This is a genomic window from Pseudomonas fjordensis (assembly GCF_976987115.1).
Genome location: NZ_OZ336860.1, coordinates 2,619,801 through 2,633,928 on the forward strand (window position 1 = coordinate 2,619,801; position 14,128 = coordinate 2,633,928).

At 62.5% G+C, this 14,128-nt stretch carries 15 protein-coding genes; 10 read left to right on the top strand and 5 right to left on the bottom strand.

Going from position 1 to position 14,128, the window contains the following annotated elements:
- Positions 1–4: 4 nt before the first annotated feature.
- On the bottom strand, positions 5–1,054 hold the full coding sequence (locus ACWHXD_RS12000) for a LacI family DNA-binding transcriptional regulator (protein ID WP_138763167.1): 1,050 nt from the start codon (positions 1,052–1,054) through the stop codon (positions 5–7).
- A 161-nt stretch (positions 1,055–1,215) separates the two neighbouring features.
- Between ACWHXD_RS12000 and ACWHXD_RS12005 the strand changes: the two genes are divergently transcribed.
- From ACWHXD_RS12005 to ACWHXD_RS12025, 5 genes are read left to right on the top strand one after another with little or no spacing between them, the layout of a single operon-like run.
- A complete protein-coding gene (locus ACWHXD_RS12005) occupies positions 1,216–2,310 on the top strand; it encodes a fatty acid desaturase family protein (RefSeq protein ID WP_138763166.1) in 1,095 nt (364 codons plus the stop codon).
- Positions 2,307–2,633 (top strand): MocE family 2Fe-2S type ferredoxin, encoded by a 327-nt coding sequence (locus ACWHXD_RS12010; RefSeq protein WP_034127287.1) that lies wholly within the window; start codon positions 2,307–2,309, stop codon positions 2,631–2,633. The genes ACWHXD_RS12005 and ACWHXD_RS12010 overlap by 4 nt, the downstream gene beginning before the upstream one ends.
- Positions 2,630–3,829: an NAD(P)/FAD-dependent oxidoreductase gene (locus ACWHXD_RS12015; RefSeq protein WP_138763165.1), complete on the top strand. Its 1,200-nt coding sequence runs from the start codon at positions 2,630–2,632 to the stop codon at positions 3,827–3,829. Before ACWHXD_RS12010 ends, ACWHXD_RS12015 begins: the two co-directional genes overlap by 4 nt.
- A 2-nt stretch (positions 3,830–3,831) precedes the next feature.
- On the top strand, positions 3,832–4,650 hold the full coding sequence (locus ACWHXD_RS12020; protein WP_032892277.1) for a sugar phosphate isomerase/epimerase family protein: 819 nt from the start codon (positions 3,832–3,834) through the stop codon (positions 4,648–4,650).
- Between the two features lie 50 nt (positions 4,651–4,700).
- The gene (locus tag ACWHXD_RS12025) at positions 4,701–5,654 is read left to right on the top strand and encodes a Dyp-type peroxidase (protein WP_032892276.1); all 954 of its coding nucleotides are present in this window, start codon (positions 4,701–4,703) and stop codon (positions 5,652–5,654) included.
- 106 nt (positions 5,655–5,760) lie between these two features.
- Here ACWHXD_RS12025 and ACWHXD_RS12030 read toward each other — a convergent pair whose 3' ends face one another.
- A complete protein-coding gene (locus ACWHXD_RS12030; RefSeq protein ID WP_032892275.1) occupies positions 5,761–6,633 on the bottom strand; it encodes an undecaprenyl-diphosphate phosphatase in 873 nt (290 codons plus the stop codon).
- A gap of 48 nt (positions 6,634–6,681) precedes the next feature.
- Here ACWHXD_RS12030 and ACWHXD_RS12035 point away from each other — a divergent pair, with 48 nt between their 5' ends.
- A complete protein-coding gene (locus ACWHXD_RS12035; protein ID WP_138763164.1) occupies positions 6,682–7,320 on the top strand; it encodes a GNAT family N-acetyltransferase in 639 nt (212 codons plus the stop codon).
- A gap of 539 nt (positions 7,321–7,859) precedes the next feature.
- On the opposite strand, the gene ACWHXD_RS12040 is transcribed toward ACWHXD_RS12035, so the two are convergent.
- Positions 7,860–8,798: a GlxA family transcriptional regulator gene (locus ACWHXD_RS12040; RefSeq protein WP_056784267.1), complete on the bottom strand. Its 939-nt coding sequence runs from the start codon at positions 8,796–8,798 to the stop codon at positions 7,860–7,862.
- Positions 8,799–8,971: 173 nt separating this feature from the next.
- Between ACWHXD_RS12040 and ACWHXD_RS12045 the strand changes: the two genes are divergently transcribed.
- The 3 genes from ACWHXD_RS12045 (at position 8,972) to ACWHXD_RS12055 (ending at position 11,481) form a co-directional block, all read left to right on the top strand.
- On the top strand, positions 8,972–9,601 hold the full coding sequence (locus ACWHXD_RS12045) for a TetR/AcrR family transcriptional regulator (protein WP_138763163.1): 630 nt from the start codon (positions 8,972–8,974) through the stop codon (positions 9,599–9,601).
- Positions 9,598–10,275 (top strand): type 1 glutamine amidotransferase domain-containing protein, encoded by a 678-nt coding sequence (locus ACWHXD_RS12050; RefSeq protein ID WP_098951893.1) that lies wholly within the window; start codon positions 9,598–9,600, stop codon positions 10,273–10,275. Before ACWHXD_RS12045 ends, ACWHXD_RS12050 begins: the two co-directional genes overlap by 4 nt.
- Before the next feature lie 78 nt (positions 10,276–10,353).
- The gene (locus ACWHXD_RS12055; RefSeq protein ID WP_138763162.1) at positions 10,354–11,481 is read left to right on the top strand and encodes an alkene reductase; all 1,128 of its coding nucleotides are present in this window, start codon (positions 10,354–10,356) and stop codon (positions 11,479–11,481) included.
- A 42-nt stretch (positions 11,482–11,523) separates the two neighbouring features.
- Here the strand turns inward: ACWHXD_RS12055 and ACWHXD_RS12060 are convergent, their stop codons facing one another.
- Positions 11,524–12,522 (bottom strand): NAD(P)H-quinone oxidoreductase, encoded by a 999-nt coding sequence (locus ACWHXD_RS12060; protein ID WP_138763161.1) that lies wholly within the window; start codon positions 12,520–12,522, stop codon positions 11,524–11,526.
- 183 nt (positions 12,523–12,705) lie between these two features.
- On the opposite strand from ACWHXD_RS12060, the gene ACWHXD_RS12065 reads away from it, so the two are divergent.
- On the top strand, positions 12,706–13,092 hold the full coding sequence (locus ACWHXD_RS12065; RefSeq protein ID WP_056784285.1) for a DoxX family protein: 387 nt from the start codon (positions 12,706–12,708) through the stop codon (positions 13,090–13,092).
- Between the two features lie 147 nt (positions 13,093–13,239).
- Here the strand turns inward: ACWHXD_RS12065 and ACWHXD_RS12070 are convergent, their stop codons facing one another.
- A complete protein-coding gene (locus tag ACWHXD_RS12070) occupies positions 13,240–14,058 on the bottom strand; it encodes an alpha/beta fold hydrolase (protein ID WP_032892268.1) in 819 nt (272 codons plus the stop codon).
- Positions 14,059–14,128: the final 70 nt, after the last annotated feature.

The following is a 14,128-nucleotide window of genomic DNA, read 5'->3' on the forward strand; positions in this document are numbered from 1 at the left end:
CCGATCAGTTGCACAGGTTTTCCGGGGTCACTATCTGCGGCGGTATATGCACGCGGTGCCTCAATGGGTCAAACCCCTCATCACTCTGCAAGCGCACCAGCAACTCCACCAATGCCACGGCCGTCTGCCGTGGCTGCGAGTCCATCACCACATCAATCAGCCCGTTGCTCAATGCCTGGCGCGACAACGGCGTGGACTCTTGCAGGATGCAGCACAGCGCCGGGCGCTTGGGCAGTTGCGCCAGGGCGTTGATCACACCGTCGCCACCACCGCCCACCACGCATAACCCACGCAAATCGGTATGGCGGCTGAGCAGGTCGAGGGTGGCTTCTTCGGTGATGTCGCAGTTGTCCAGGTTGATCAGCGGCTCCAACGGCTTGAGCCCCGGCGCGTGTTCGGCCAGGTAGCTGTGCAAGCCCTCGACCCGTGCCTGATGGCCGAGAAAACGGTGGCCACCCAACAGGATGCCCACGCTGCCTTTGCGTGCGCCGCAAGTGCGCGCCAGCAGCCAGCCCATGGTGCGCCCGACCACGTGGTTGTCCTGGCCCACATAGGGTTCGGCGGCGTGTTCATGGATGTCCGAGAGCAGGGCAACCACCGGCACGCCCGCTGTGCGGATCTGCGCCAGGCAGGCGTTGATCAATGGATGGGCGAAGCTGACCACCGCAAGGGCGTCGCACTGCACGGCCAGTTGTTCGATTTGCGCGACGATGGCGCCGGGCGTGCGGTCGTTGATGTAGTCGAACTGGCAGCTCAGGTTGGCGGTGGCGTGATGCTGCGCGGCCTCGCTAATGGACTGGGCCAACTGCGCATAGAACGCTTGGGCGGTCCCCAGCAACAGCACGCCGAAACGGTAGGTGGGCCGGCGTTCGCGAATGCGTTGGCCGATCAGCCGTGCGGCGAAATAGCCCACCGCTTCGGCGGCCTGGAACACCTGTTCGGCGGTGCCGGGGTTGACCGGCGCGCGGGCGTTCAACACGCGGTCGACGGTGGCTACGCTGAGCCCCGCATGGGCGGCAACGGTGGCGATGGTTGGGCGTTTGTTGTTGTGCATGGCAGGCCCCTTGAGCGTCTTGATAGAAAACTATCAAGCTCCGCTGGGCCTGGATGATAGCTTGATAGGGAATGGATTCAAGGCCTTGAGGGTGATTTAGCCGCGCTCTATGGTTGGTTTCGCAAAGCCCCTGAAACCCACGCTTGCGGAGAACAATAACAATGCCTGGACACACCGCTCACCGCGCTCGGCGCGACTACAGCCTCACCGGCCCCGAAGCGGCCCGCGCCGCCGACAAGGGCCTGGTCTCGGCCCGTTGGTACCAGTCGCCCATCCCGCGCAATCGCATGAAAGCCCTGATGCAACGCCGCGACGCTCCGGCGTTGCTCGACACCGCCCTGTGGTGCTCGACGTTGTTGGCCACCGGTGTCGGCGGCTACTGGTTCTGGGGCAGTTGGGCCTGCGTGCCATTCTTCATCGCCTACGGTGTGCTCTACGGCACGGCCTCCAACCCGCGCTGGCACGAAACTGGCCACGGCACGGCGTTCAAGACCCGCTGGATGAACGATGCGCTGTATCAGGTGGCGAGCTTCATGTGCCTCTTCGAACCCCACGTGTGGCGCTGGAGCCATGCCCGTCATCACACCGACACCATCGTCGTCGGCCGCGACCCGGAGATCGTCGAACCGCGCCCGCCCAGCTTATGGATGATGGCGTTCAGCCTGTTCAACCTGCCCCTGGCCTGGAAGACTTTCAGCGGCGTGGCCCGCCATGCGCTCGGGCGGATGAGTGCCCAGGAGCGCGACTTCATCCCCGAATCCGAATGGCCCAAGGTGTACCGAGATGCGCGTATCTGGGTCGGTCTTTACGCTGTGATCATTGGCACTGCGCTGTACCTGCACAGCTGGTTGCCGCTGATGCTGGTGGGCCTGCCCAGCCTCTATGGCGCGTGGCTCGGCTACCTGTTTGGCCTCAGCCAGCACGTGGGCCTGGCCGAAGATGTGCTCGACCACCGCAGCAATTGCCGCACCATCTACATGAACCGCGTGCTGCGCTTTATCTACATGAACATGAACTACCACCTCGAGCATCACATGTACCCGATGGTGCCGTACCACGCGCTCAGCCAACTGCACGAAGAGATCCGCAGCGACTGCCCACCGCCGTATGCCAACCTGTGGCAGGCCTATCAGGAAATCATTCCGACGATCTGGCGCCAGCGCAGCGACCCCAGCTATTTCGTCCAGCGCCCCACCCGTGGCGAGCAAGCTCGCTCGCCACAGAGTAAGAGCCAGTCATTGGAGATAAATGCATGAACGATCAATGGATCGACGTCTGCGCCGTGGGCGAAATAGAAGCAGAAGACGTGCTGCGCTTCGACCATGGCGCGCAGACCTACGCGGTATTCCGTTCTGCCGATAACGAATTCTTCGCCACCGCCGGCCTGTGCACCCACGAGAAAATCCACCTGGCCGACGGCCTGGTGATGGACCATGTGATCGAGTGCCCCAAGCACAACGGGCGCTTTGATTACCGCTCCGGCAAGGCCCTGGGCGCGCCGGTGTGCGTTAATCTGAAGACCTACCCGGTGCGGGTGGATGCGGGGCGAGTACTGCTCGCCGTCACGGCCGAAGGATGAACGCCCCCCTGATCATCGTTGGCGCCGGCCATGCCGGTGGCCGTGCGGCACTGACCCTGCGTGAAGAAGGCTACGGCGGGCGCTTGATCCTGATCGGCGATGAAGCGCATCTGCCCTACGAACGTCCACCGTTGTCCAAGGGTTTGCTGCAAGGCTCGACCGACCTGGCGCAATGCAGCCTGTGCGACAGCCAGCAGTTGGCGGCGCTCGGTATCGAGCATATCGCCGCCAACCCGGTCAGCCGCCTGGAGCCACAGCACCACCGGTTGCAATTGGCCGACGGCCAATGGTTGAGCTATGCCGGCCTGCTGCTGGCCACCGGAGGCCGGGCGCGACGTTTGCCCCAGGCGCAGGCGAATGTATTTTACCTGCGCACCCACGACGAAGCCTTGGCCCTGCGCGATCGCCTGCGCTCTGGCGCTCGGCTGGTGGTAGTCGGCGGTGGATTTATCGGCTTGGAAGTGGCGGCGACCGCACGGGGCCTGGGCTGCGAGGTGACGCTGCTGGAAGCCGGGCCACGGCTGGCAGGGCGGGTGTTGCCGCCGGTGATCAGTGACGCGCTGCTGGCATTGCACCGTGAGCAGGGTGTGGACGTGCGTTTGAACGTTGCCCTGGAATGCATCCATGCCGACGCCGTGCAACTGGTCGACGGGCAACGGCTGCCCTGCGACCTGGTGGTGGTCGGCATTGGCATGCAGCCCAACATCGAGTTGGCCGCAGCGGCGGGCTTGGACGTCGGGCAGGGCATTCGCGTCGACGCGCACCTGCGCACCAGTGCGGCGGATATCTACGCGGCGGGGGATGTGTGCGAGTTTCGCCTGGCGGGCCTTTATCAACGGCAAGAAACCTGGCGCAACGCCGAAGCCCAGGGCCGTCTCGCGGCGTTGAACCTGCTGGGACGGGCGTTGGCGTTCGAGACGATCCCGGGTTTCTGGTCCGATCAATACGCGTGGGGCTTGCACACCGTCGGGGTGATGACTGCACTGATAGTTCGCCGGTCATTGCCCGACGGCGGCCTGCTGCTGTTCTACCTTGACGACCATCACCGTTTGCAAGGCGCCTGCGGTTGGGCCATAGGTAACCGCGCAGCCAAGGACATCAAGCTGTGCGAGCGCTTGATCACTGCCCGCATCCCGCTCGACCCGGCCAGCCTGGCCGACCCTGAATTATCCCTGAAGCTGTTATTGCGAGGCTGACCATGCGCCAGTTCTTAGTATTCCAATCGATGTGGGCCATGCAAACCGAGCCCGGCAGCCTGGAAGCACAATTGGACCGCATCGCCGCCGCCGGTTTTGACGGCATCACCGACCATTACTGGGCGCCGGCATCGGTGCAGCGCCTGCACGCGGCGGCCACAGCCAGGGGCTTGCAGATTGAAGGGCAGCTGTTCCCGCAATCGGTGGATGATTTGGCCAGGGCATTGGAGGTGATCAGCCGCTACGGTTGTCACCACCTCACCTTGCAAGGCGACGTGCGCCCGCGTACCCAGGCCGAGGCGGCCAGGCTGATCGACGGCTGGCAACGCCTGGCCGAACAGGTGGACTTCCAGATTTTGCTGGAAACCCACCGCTATCGGCTCACCAACGACCTGCTGTTCACCCTCGACCTGCTGGCACAGATGCCCGATCTGAAACTGCTCGCTGACCTGTCCCACTACGTGGTTGGCCGCGAGTTGCCCGAGCCCGGCAGTGTGGAAGACGACGAACAGATACGCACCATTCTGCGCCACAGCTGGGGCTTTCATGGCCGCATCGCCAGCAGCGAACAGGTACAGGTGGGCCTGGATTTTCCCCAGCATCAGCCGTGGGTCGAGCGCTTTACCGGTTGGTGGCGCTACGGGATCGAAGACTGGCTGGCCCGCGCCGAGACACCCCAGAGCCTGTCCTTCACCTGCGAACTGGGCCCGCCACCCTATGCGATCACCGACGCGGATGGCCGCGAGCTCACCGATCGTTGGGCCGAGGCTTTGAAGCTCAAAGCGCTGATTCGCCAGGTGTGGGCCAGTTGTCAGGGATGATCTGCTAACCTGCCGGGGTTCAAACCGACCTTAGCCAGTGGATCGCCTTCATGAAAACCTGCCCCGTCCGCCCCCCGCTCGAACCGCAATCGGTGTGCCATCCGATCACCAGCAGCGCGATCTTCATGGTCGCCACCCTGGCGCCCGATGCGGTTGAAAACGTGCGGGCCTGGTGCGCCGACATCGCAGGCCTGGTGCGCTCGGTAGGCAAGCGCGTGCCCTCGGGCAACCTGACCTGCGTTTGCGGGTTTGGCTCGGACGCCTGGGACCGCCTGTTCGGCGCGCCGCGCCCGGCGGCCTTGCATCCGTTTCGCGAGTTCGGCGTGGAAGGGCGCATGGCGGTGTCGACCCCAGGCGACATCCTGCTGCATATCCGTGCCGAGCAGATGGACCTGTGTTTCGAGCTGGCGACCCAGCTGATGACGGCCCTGGGTGATAGCGTGAAAGTGGTGGATGAGGTCCAGGGCTTTCGGTACTTCGATATGCGCAGCATCATCGGTTTCGTCGACGGCACCGAGAACCCGGTGGGGCGCAAGGCCGAGGCTTTTACCCTGGTGGGCGATGAAGACCCAGAGTTCGAAGGCGGCAGCTATGTGCTGGTGCAGAAATACCTGCACAACATGACCGCGTGGAATGGCTTGACGGTGGAGGCTCAAGAGAAGGTGATCGGGCGCACCAAATTGTCGGACATCGAACTGGATGAAGACGCCAAGCCGAGCAACTCCCACAGCGCGCTGACCGTTATCACCGACGAGAGCGGTGAGGAAGTGAAGATCCTGCGCGACAACATGCCCTTTGGCCGCCCAGGCGCGGGCGAATTCGGCACTTATTTCATCGGCTACGCACGCTCGCCTCAGCCCCTGGAACAGATGCTGGAAAACATGTTCGTCGGCCGCCCGGTCGGCAATTACGACCGCTTGCTCGACTTCAGCACGGCCGTGACCGGCGGCCTGTTCTTCGTGCCCTCGGCCGACTTGCTCGAAGCGCTGGCCGACCGCCAATAACCTGTAGGAGCGAGCTTGCTCGCGAAAAACGTCAACGATAACGCGGTCTTTCTGGATGAGCGCGGCGCCTGGGCGTTTTTCGCGAGCGAGCTCGCTCCTACAAGCGTCAGGTAAGCAGGCCGGTGCTGACGGCCACGATCAAAAACACTCCCAGCAGCGCGCGGTAGATCACGAACGGCCAGGTGGAGAAACGCTCCAGGAACTTCATCAGGCCCCAGATGGCAAAGAATGCCGAGACGCTGGCCACCACCAACCCGAACATCAAGTGCGGCCAGGCGTGGGCGGGCAGGTCGGCGCGCAGCAGCACCCACAACTCTTTCAAACCGGCCAGGGCGATGGCCGGCAGGCCCAACAGGAAGGAAAACCGCGCCGCTTCTTCGCGTTTGAAATTCAGGAACAGCGCCGCGGTCAACGTGGAGCCCGAACGCGATACGCCGGGTATCAACGCGCCAATCTGTGCAACCCCCACGATCAGCGCATCTCGCAAACGCATCTGGCTTACGTCGCGGGTATGGCGGGCGCGCACTTCAGCCAGGGCCAGCAATACCGCCATCACCAGGCAGGAAATGCCGATCACCATCAGCCCGCGCAAAGGTGAGTTGCAAGCATTCAAGGTCGACGACAACGCCAGGCCGGCAATGCCAATCGGTACGGTTGCCAGCACAATCGCCACGGCGAGCTTGAACCAGCGGTCGTTGTAGTCGCCCCGGCGCACCGCACTGATGCTGCCGGTGGTGACCTGGCGCACATCGCGCCAGAAATAACTGACCACCGCCGCCAACGCCGCCAATTGCATGGCCGCAGAAAACGCCGAGCCGGGATCTTGCCAGCCGAGCAGGGCGGGTACCACGCGCATATGGGCGGTGGACGACACCGGCAGCAATTCAGTAATGCCCTGGATCACGCCCAGGATGAATATCTGCAGGTAATCCAGGGAGGCAAAGCCCACATCCAGGCCGGCGGTACAGACGTTGGTCAAAATACGTGTCCTTGAGCAATAGGGAGAAACCGGCGAAGTTTATTCTAAATGTTTCAGAATTTCGGCCGGGGCAACCGCTATTTGCAATCGGTTCAGCCAATAGAAAGGATTCGCCAGGCCATTGGCGTGGGCAGCACTTTTGTGAACAATGGCGCCCTGCGTTTTTCCACCGAGAGCCCCATGCCTGAAACCACCGTCGAATTGATCCAGACCGGCCCCGAAGAAGCCGAACTGATCCGCAATCTTTACCAGTACTACGCCTATGAGTCTTCGGACTGGGAACAGGAAGATGTCGAGGCCGATGGGCGTTTCTACATCCACGACGAACACCTGACCCGCTACTGGAGCGACCCGCAATGGAGCGCCAACCTGTTGCTGGTAGACGGCTACATCGCCGGTTTCCTGTTGATCGAAGGCAGCGAACTACCGGGCATCGACGCCCTGGAACTGGCCGACCTGTTCATCCTCAAGCGCTACCGCCGCAAAGGTATCGGCCGCGCCATCGCCAGCCAGGTGCTGTGCAGCGGCGAGCGCAATTGGCTGGTGCGCTTCTATGATCAGGACGAAGTGTCCCAGGCGTTCTGGCGCACCGTGCTGGACAACCTGCCGCGCCCGGTGCAGAGCATTGAACTGGACGATGAACCACAGTTGGTGAACTACCTGATTACCCGGGCATCGTTGCATTGACGGGGGGGGCTTTCTCCCGATGAGCATAGATATCCTACGGTAACCACGATGCGAAGCGAGCCGCTCTTGATCTGCTTTTGATCTTGATCTTAAGCGCCCCGTTAAACCACGCTGGCCGGAATTCGACAGGGATTTGGGGGGTAAACCGGCAGGGATGCCGGTTTAGCCGCCCCGCGCCATGGATGGCGCGTGGCGGCGACCCCCCAAATCACTGGCGGATTACGGGCACACCGAGCCTAAGCGAGGTGCCGAGTGGTGGGGCAAGAGCCCTTTTGGTTACTTTTGGGGCTCTTTTCCAAAAGTGACCCGCTGTCAGAGCGGAACCCTAAGTGGCCGTTACCGCAGCAATGGATATGTACCCAATCCAACTGCGTCGCCTGTCAGGCCGCCTTCGCGAGCAAGCCCGCTCCCACAGTTTGCTCGCGGGGTGTCAGGTAAATAGGCGTCGGCTGGTAGGCCGCCATCGCAGGCAAGCCAGCTCCCACATTTGCCCCGAGGGGCGTCAGATAGATGGAGGCGGCTGTCAGGCCGTCACGGGCCTAGCCCGGGTTGAACAGCACCTGCTGCATCGCCTGAGGCGGCTGCCCGAACGCCCTGAGAAACGCCTGGCGCATGCGCTCGCGATCACCAAACCCGGTTTCGCGCGCCACCACCTCCACCGGGTGCCGGCTGATTTCCATCATCGCCCGCGCAGCTTCCACCCGCAGAGCTTCGATAGCTTTGGCCGGGGTCTGCCCGGTTTCTTCGCGAAACACCCGGCTGAACTGGCGCGGGCTTAACCGGGCAACGTCGGCCAGGGCCTCCACGGATAAATCCTGAGTGAGATTCTCGCGAGCGTAAGCCAGGGCCAGCTGCACGCGGTCGGACTTGGGGTCCAGTTCCAGCAAGGCCGACAATTGCGACTGCTCGCTGCCACGGCGCTGGGCAATCACCAGCTTGCGCGCAATACGCCGGGCCAGGTCGCTGCCCAGGTCGTCCTCCACCATCGCCAGCGCCAGGTCGACCCCGGCGCTCATGCCCGCACCGGTCCACACCTGGCCGTCGACAATGAACAACTTGTCTTCTTCCAGGCGGATATCCGGGTAACGCTTGCGAAATGCCGGCGCATGGATCCAGTGGGTGGTGGTGCGCTTGCCAGCCAGCAGCCCAGCCTCGGCCAGCACAAAAATGCCCATGCATAACGACGCCACCCGGCGCGACTGCGCGGACGCCGCTTTGACCATCTCCAGCAGGTTGGCCTCCGGCAGGCGAAACTCCAGGTAGCCACTGACAATCAACGTGTCATAGCCCTCTGGCCGCAGCGCACTGGTGTTCACCGAAAAGCCCTGGGAGGTCATCACCGCGCCGCCGCTTTCCGACACCAGGTGAAACTCATAGGCCGGCTCGCCGCGCAGCAGGTTGGCGCACTCGAACACCGAGCCCAGGCTGAGGCTCAACGACTGGAAATTCGGGTAAACCATCAGCGCAACGCTGTGCATTGCATCTCTCCAAGGGGCGGGGGAGAGGCGATTGTCGGCGTGTGCCGGGCAAACGGCAACCGGCTTTCGTGCATGTCCGAAATCCTTGCGGATATGACATTGTGAGCCAATGCCGCGCTGCCTAACATGAGCCCAACGCACTAGACGACTGGTCTAATCGCAGAGGGGCAAGCATGAGCAACGCAAGCAGCAGTGCGCGGCAAGCGATTCTTGAACGGGCGCAATCCATTGTCGGCGCCAAGGGGTTTTCGGCGGTGGGTTTGAACGAAATCCTGCAAGCCGCGCAAGTACCCAAGGGCTCGTTTTATCACTACTTCAACTCCAAAGACGCCTTTGGCGTGGTGTTACTCGATACCTATTTCGACCACTACGTCGAGGGCATGCAGCAGTTGTTCGATCAGCCGGGCTCCACCCACCACGCCAAGCTGATGCGCTATTGGCAAGGTTGGATCGACAATCACACCGGCTGCACCGACACCGGCAAATGCCTGGCCGTGAAGCTTGGGGCGGAAGTCTCCGACCTGTCAGAACCCATGCGGCTGGCGCTGCAACGCGGCACTTCGCGCACCATCGATTTGCTTGCCGTGGCCCTGCAACGCGGCGTCGAAGACGGCTCGCTCGGGTTCGAGCAGGCCCCTGAAAGCCTGGCCAGGCGCTTGTATGCGCTATGGTTGGGAACCAGCGTCATGGGCAAGATCACCCGTACCACCGCGCCGTTCGCTGAGGCGCTGCTGCTGACCCAACAGCTGTTGGGCGACCCTGAAAACCCTGTTATTCACATCGATCGAGGCACTGGAAAATGAAAGTATTAATGGTACTGACCTCTCACGACCAGCTTGGCGATACCGGGCGCAAGACCGGCTTCTGGCTCGAAGAATTCGCCGCACCTTATTACGCGTTCAAGGACGCTGGTGCCGAGGTGGTGTTGGCTTCCCCGGCCGGCGGCCAGCCGCCGCTGGACCCTAAAAGCGATGAACCGGATGCGCAAACCGAGCAGACCGAACGCTTCGCTAAAGACCCGGCCGCGCAGCAAGCCTTGGCGACCACCGTGAAGCTGGACTCGGTCAACGCCGCCGACTTCGACACGGTGTTCTACCCGGGCGGCCACGGCCCGCTGTGGGATCTGGCGGAGTCGCCGGTGTCCATCGCGCTGATCGAAGCCTTCGAGCGGGCCGGCAAGCCCATCGGCTTTGTGTGCCATGCACCGGGTGCCTTGCGTCACGTCAAGGCGGTCAACGGTGAGCCGTTGATCAAAGGCCGCCGCGTCACCGGGTTCTCCAACTCGGAAGAGGCCGCCGTGCAGTTGACTGAGGTCGTGCCGTTCCTGATTGAAGACGAATTCAAAAAATTGGGCGGCCGGTATGAGAAGGGCGCTGACTGGCAATCCTTCGTCCTCGTCGATGGCTTGCTGGTGACTGGGCAAAACCCAGGCAGCTCCAGCGAAGTGGCCAAGGCCCTGCTGACACTCTGCGCTTAAGTTAATCAACCGATCTACACGGTGGCGGCTCCCAGGAGTCGCCACGGTTTTCGTTCGTCCTGAATGTGGAATATCGCCGTGCCTGACTGCATCCTGAACACCCCGATCAAGCTGGGGCATCATCGCTTGAACAACCGTGTCGTACTGCCGCCGCTGACCCGCCAGCGCAGCGCCCAGCCGGGTAATATCGCCACCGACCTGATGGCCGAGTATTACCGTCAGCGGGCCAGTGCCGGGTTCATGGTCAGCGAGGGTACGCAGATCGAACCCCGTGGCCAGGGCTACGCGTGGACGCCGGGTATCCATACACCGGCGCAAATCCAGGGTTGGCGCAAAGTCACCGCAGCGGTGCATGCCGAGGGTGGGGTGATCTTTGCCCAGCTATGGCACGTGGGGCGGGTGTCCCACAACGCGCTGCAACCTGACGGTGGTGCGCCGGTGGGCCCGTCTGCGCTGGCGGCGGTGCAAGCCAAGGCCTTCATTGAAACCGGGCCGGGTGTGGGTGAACTGGTAGAGCCACCGGTACCCCGTGCCTTGACCACGCTGGAAATCGAAGAACTGGTAGGGCACTACGCCCAGGCTGCACGCAATGCCCTGGACGCCGGGTTCGACGGTGTGGAAATCCACGCGGCCAACGGCTACCTGGTCAACCAGTTCATCTCAGCCCATTCCAACACTCGTGAAGATGAGTACGGCGGCTCGCTGGACAATCGCCTGCGCTTGCTGCGCGAGATCGTCGAAGCGGTGTGCAAGGTGGTGGGGCCGGAGCGCCTGGGCGTGCGCTTTTCGCCGCTGTTCAGTGGCACCGACCAGGACCGGGTCTACATCGGCCTGGTGGAGGAAGACCCGCACCATACCTATATCGAAGCGATCAAAGTGCTGGAAGCGTCGGGCATCGCCTATGTGTCCATCGCCGAAGCCGATTGGGACAATGCGCCCGACCTGCCCGAAACATTCCGCCAGGCCGTACGCCGCACCTTCAGCGGCAGGATCATCTATGCCGGCCGCTACACCGCCGAGCGCGGTGCACGCTTGGTAGAGGCCGGGTTGGCAGACTTGATTGCCTTCGGGCGGCCCTTCATCGCCAACCCGGACTTGCCCCAGCGGCTGTTCAATGGCTGGCCGTTGAATGCGTTGAAGGCCGAAGGCTTGTATGGCGGGACAGAGGCGGGGTATGTGGATTATCCGGTGTATGCCCAACACTAGTGTGGGAGGGGGCTTGCAACCCCTCTGCACATCAAAAATGCCTCAGTCCACCCGCAACACAATCTTGCCGATATGGTCCCCACCTTCCATCCGCGCATGGGCCTGGGCGGCGTCGGTGTAGGCGTAGACCTGGTCGATCATCGGCAGGCAACGCCCGGCACTGAGTACCGGCCACACGTGTTCGCGCAGTTGCTCGGCAATTTCGGCCTTTTCTTCGCGGGTGCGGGCGCGCAGCAGTGAGCCGGTGATCACCGCGCGTTTGCCTAGGATGGTCAGCAGGTCGACGTCGTTGGCCTTGGCGCCACCGAGGAAACCGAGGATCACCAGGTGGCCGTCCATGCCCAGGGCCTTGAGGTTATTGTTCAGGTACGAGGCACCCATGATGTCGAGGATCACGTTGACGCCTTTGCCATCGGTCTGTTTGGCGATGACCTCGGCAAAGTCCTGTTCGCGGTAGTTGATCGGCTCGGCGCCGAGCTTGGCAATCGCTGCGCATTTGTCGGCGCTGCCGGCCGTGGCGAACGCCTGGATGCCGAACTCCTGGCAGAGCATCAACGCGGTGGTGCCGATACCGCTGGTGCCGCCGTGGATCAAGACGCGCTGGCCTTTATGGGCACCGCCGAGGCCGAACAGGTTGGCCCACACCGTAAAGAAGGTTTCCGGCACGGCAGCGGCCTGAATCCAGTCCATGCCCGCGGGAATCGGCAGCGCCTGGCTGGCCGGCACCGCGCAATACTGCGCATAGCCGCCGCCATTGGTCAGGGCACAGACCTTGTCGCCCAGGCTGTATTCGTTCACGCCAGTGCCCAGCGCCACCACTTCACCGGCCACTTCCAACCCCGGAATCGGGCTCATGCCGGGCTTCATCGGGTATTTGCCCGCGCGTTGCAAGGCGTCTGGGCGGTTGACCCCGGCGGCGTGTACGCGAATCAGAATCTCGCCCGGCCCGGCCACCGGTACGTCGGCGCTGCGTGGCTGCAAGACCTCGGGCCCGCCAGGGGTGGTGATTTCGATCAGGGTCATTTCTTTGGGGAGCGTCATGGAAAAGTTCCTGTAGCGATGAGCGTATGGGTTGGGACCGTAGCGCGGGGTCGGCAGTTCAGCAAGATCATGCCGGGTTCTTTGGGCAATGCAAACGCAGGATTTCAGCACAAGCCTGCAAGTGCAGAGCCGCGGCGTTGGACACACTGGCTGCCGGTCATTTTCGACGCAAATAGGTGGCATATGAACCAAGCAAGAAATCAGGATATCGGGCTGTTGTTTCTGCGGGTCAGCGGGGCATTGTTTTTGCTGTGGGTGCATGGGTTGCCCAAGTTGCTGCACTACAGCGAACAACTGAAGCTGATCGAAGACCCGTTTCACCTGGGCGCGTCTATCACCTTGCTGCTGGCGATTTTCGCCGAGGTGCTGTGTCCATTGCTGATCATCGCGGGCGTGCTGGTGCGCCTGGCGTGTCTGCCGATCCTGGCGGTGCTGGTGATTGCGTTGCTGGTGGTGCACCCGGAGTGGACGCTGTTCGAAGGGCAGTTCGGTTGGCTGCTGCTGATCATCTTCACCAGCGTGCTGATCGCAGGGCCGGGGCGGCTGGTGTTGAGCCAGCGCTTTGCCTGAAAAAAGGCCGGGTGAACCCGGCCTTTTGCCTTCTGTAGGAGCGAGCTTGCTCGCGAAAAACTCACAGGCGCCGCGTGCATACAGAATGCCCGCGTTATCGTTGAGGTTCTTCGCGAGCAAGCTCGCTCCTACAAGTGCATCGAGGTATCAGCGGTTCAGGAACGCCAACAGGTCTTCGTTGAGCTGTTGAGCGTGGGTCACGGCAAACCCGTGCGGCGCATCCTTGTACACCTTCAATTGCGCGCCCTCGATCATCTGCGCCGCGACTTTGCCGGTGGTGTCGAACGGCACGATCTGGTCGCCGTCGCCATGGATCACCAGGGTCGGCACGTCGATCTTGGCCATGTCCGGGCGGAAGTCGGTTTGCGAGAACGCGGTGACGCAATCCACGGTGGATTTGAGCGACGCGAGCATGGCGATCTGCAGGGTTTGGCTGAGCACACCCTCCGAGACGTGCTGGCCTTTATTGAGACCGAAGAACGGCGTGTTGAAGTCGCTGATGAACTGCGCACGATCCTTCAACAGGCCGGCCTTGATGCCATCGAATACCTCGCCAGGCACGCCTTGGGGGTAATCGGCTTGCTGGCCGAAGATCGGCGTGACCGCGCCCAGCAACACCAGGCCGGCGACACGGGCACTGCCGTGGCGGGCGATGTAGCGCGCCACGTCACCGCCACCCATGGAGAAGCCCACCAGGGTCACGTCCTGCAGGTCCAGGTGTTCGATCAACTGGGCGATATCGTCAGCGAAGGTGTCGTAGTCGTTACCGGTCCATGGTTGGTCCGAGCGGCCAAAGCCACGACGGTCGAACGCGATGGTGCGAAAGCCACGGCTGCTCAGGTATTCCATCTGGTATTCCCACATGTCCGCATCCAGCGGCCAGCCGTGGCTGAACAGCACGGGCTTACCGCTGCCCCAGTCCTTGAAGTAGATCTGGGTACCGTCTTTGGCAATGAATGTGCTCATCTGAAACTCCTTGCAGGGCTGAAAAAGGGCGGTGAAAAAACCGCCTCACTATTGCCGTAAACCTGGGCCC

Excerpts from the sequence above, each read along its gene's own strand:
- ACWHXD_RS12070 (WP_032892268.1), bottom strand. The coding sequence starts at position 14,058 with ATGAGCACATTCATTGCCAAAGACGGTACCCAGATCTACTTCAAGGAC.
- ACWHXD_RS12025 (WP_032892276.1), top strand. The coding sequence starts at position 4,701 with ATGAAAACCTGCCCCGTCCGCCCCCCGCTCGAACCGCAATCGGTGTGC.
- ACWHXD_RS12035 (WP_138763164.1), top strand. The coding sequence starts at position 6,682 with ATGTTTCAGAATTTCGGCCGGGGCAACCGCTATTTGCAATCGGTTCAG.
- ACWHXD_RS12015 (WP_138763165.1), top strand. The coding sequence starts at position 2,630 with ATGAACGCCCCCCTGATCATCGTTGGCGCCGGCCATGCCGGTGGCCGT.
- ACWHXD_RS12060 (WP_138763161.1), bottom strand. The coding sequence starts at position 12,522 with ATGACGCTCCCCAAAGAAATGACCCTGATCGAAATCACCACCCCTGGC.
- ACWHXD_RS12005 (WP_138763166.1), top strand. The coding sequence starts at position 1,216 with ATGCCTGGACACACCGCTCACCGCGCTCGGCGCGACTACAGCCTCACC.
- ACWHXD_RS12010 (WP_034127287.1), top strand. The coding sequence starts at position 2,307 with ATGAACGATCAATGGATCGACGTCTGCGCCGTGGGCGAAATAGAAGCA.
- ACWHXD_RS12040 (WP_056784267.1), bottom strand. The coding sequence starts at position 8,798 with ATGCACAGCGTTGCGCTGATGGTTTACCCGAATTTCCAGTCGTTGAGC.
- ACWHXD_RS12065 (WP_056784285.1), top strand. The coding sequence starts at position 12,706 with ATGAACCAAGCAAGAAATCAGGATATCGGGCTGTTGTTTCTGCGGGTC.
- ACWHXD_RS12045 (WP_138763163.1), top strand. The coding sequence starts at position 8,972 with ATGAGCAACGCAAGCAGCAGTGCGCGGCAAGCGATTCTTGAACGGGCG.
- ACWHXD_RS12050 (WP_098951893.1), top strand. The coding sequence starts at position 9,598 with ATGAAAGTATTAATGGTACTGACCTCTCACGACCAGCTTGGCGATACC.
- ACWHXD_RS12020 (WP_032892277.1), top strand. The coding sequence starts at position 3,832 with ATGCGCCAGTTCTTAGTATTCCAATCGATGTGGGCCATGCAAACCGAG.
- ACWHXD_RS12000 (WP_138763167.1), bottom strand. The coding sequence starts at position 1,054 with ATGCACAACAACAAACGCCCAACCATCGCCACCGTTGCCGCCCATGCG.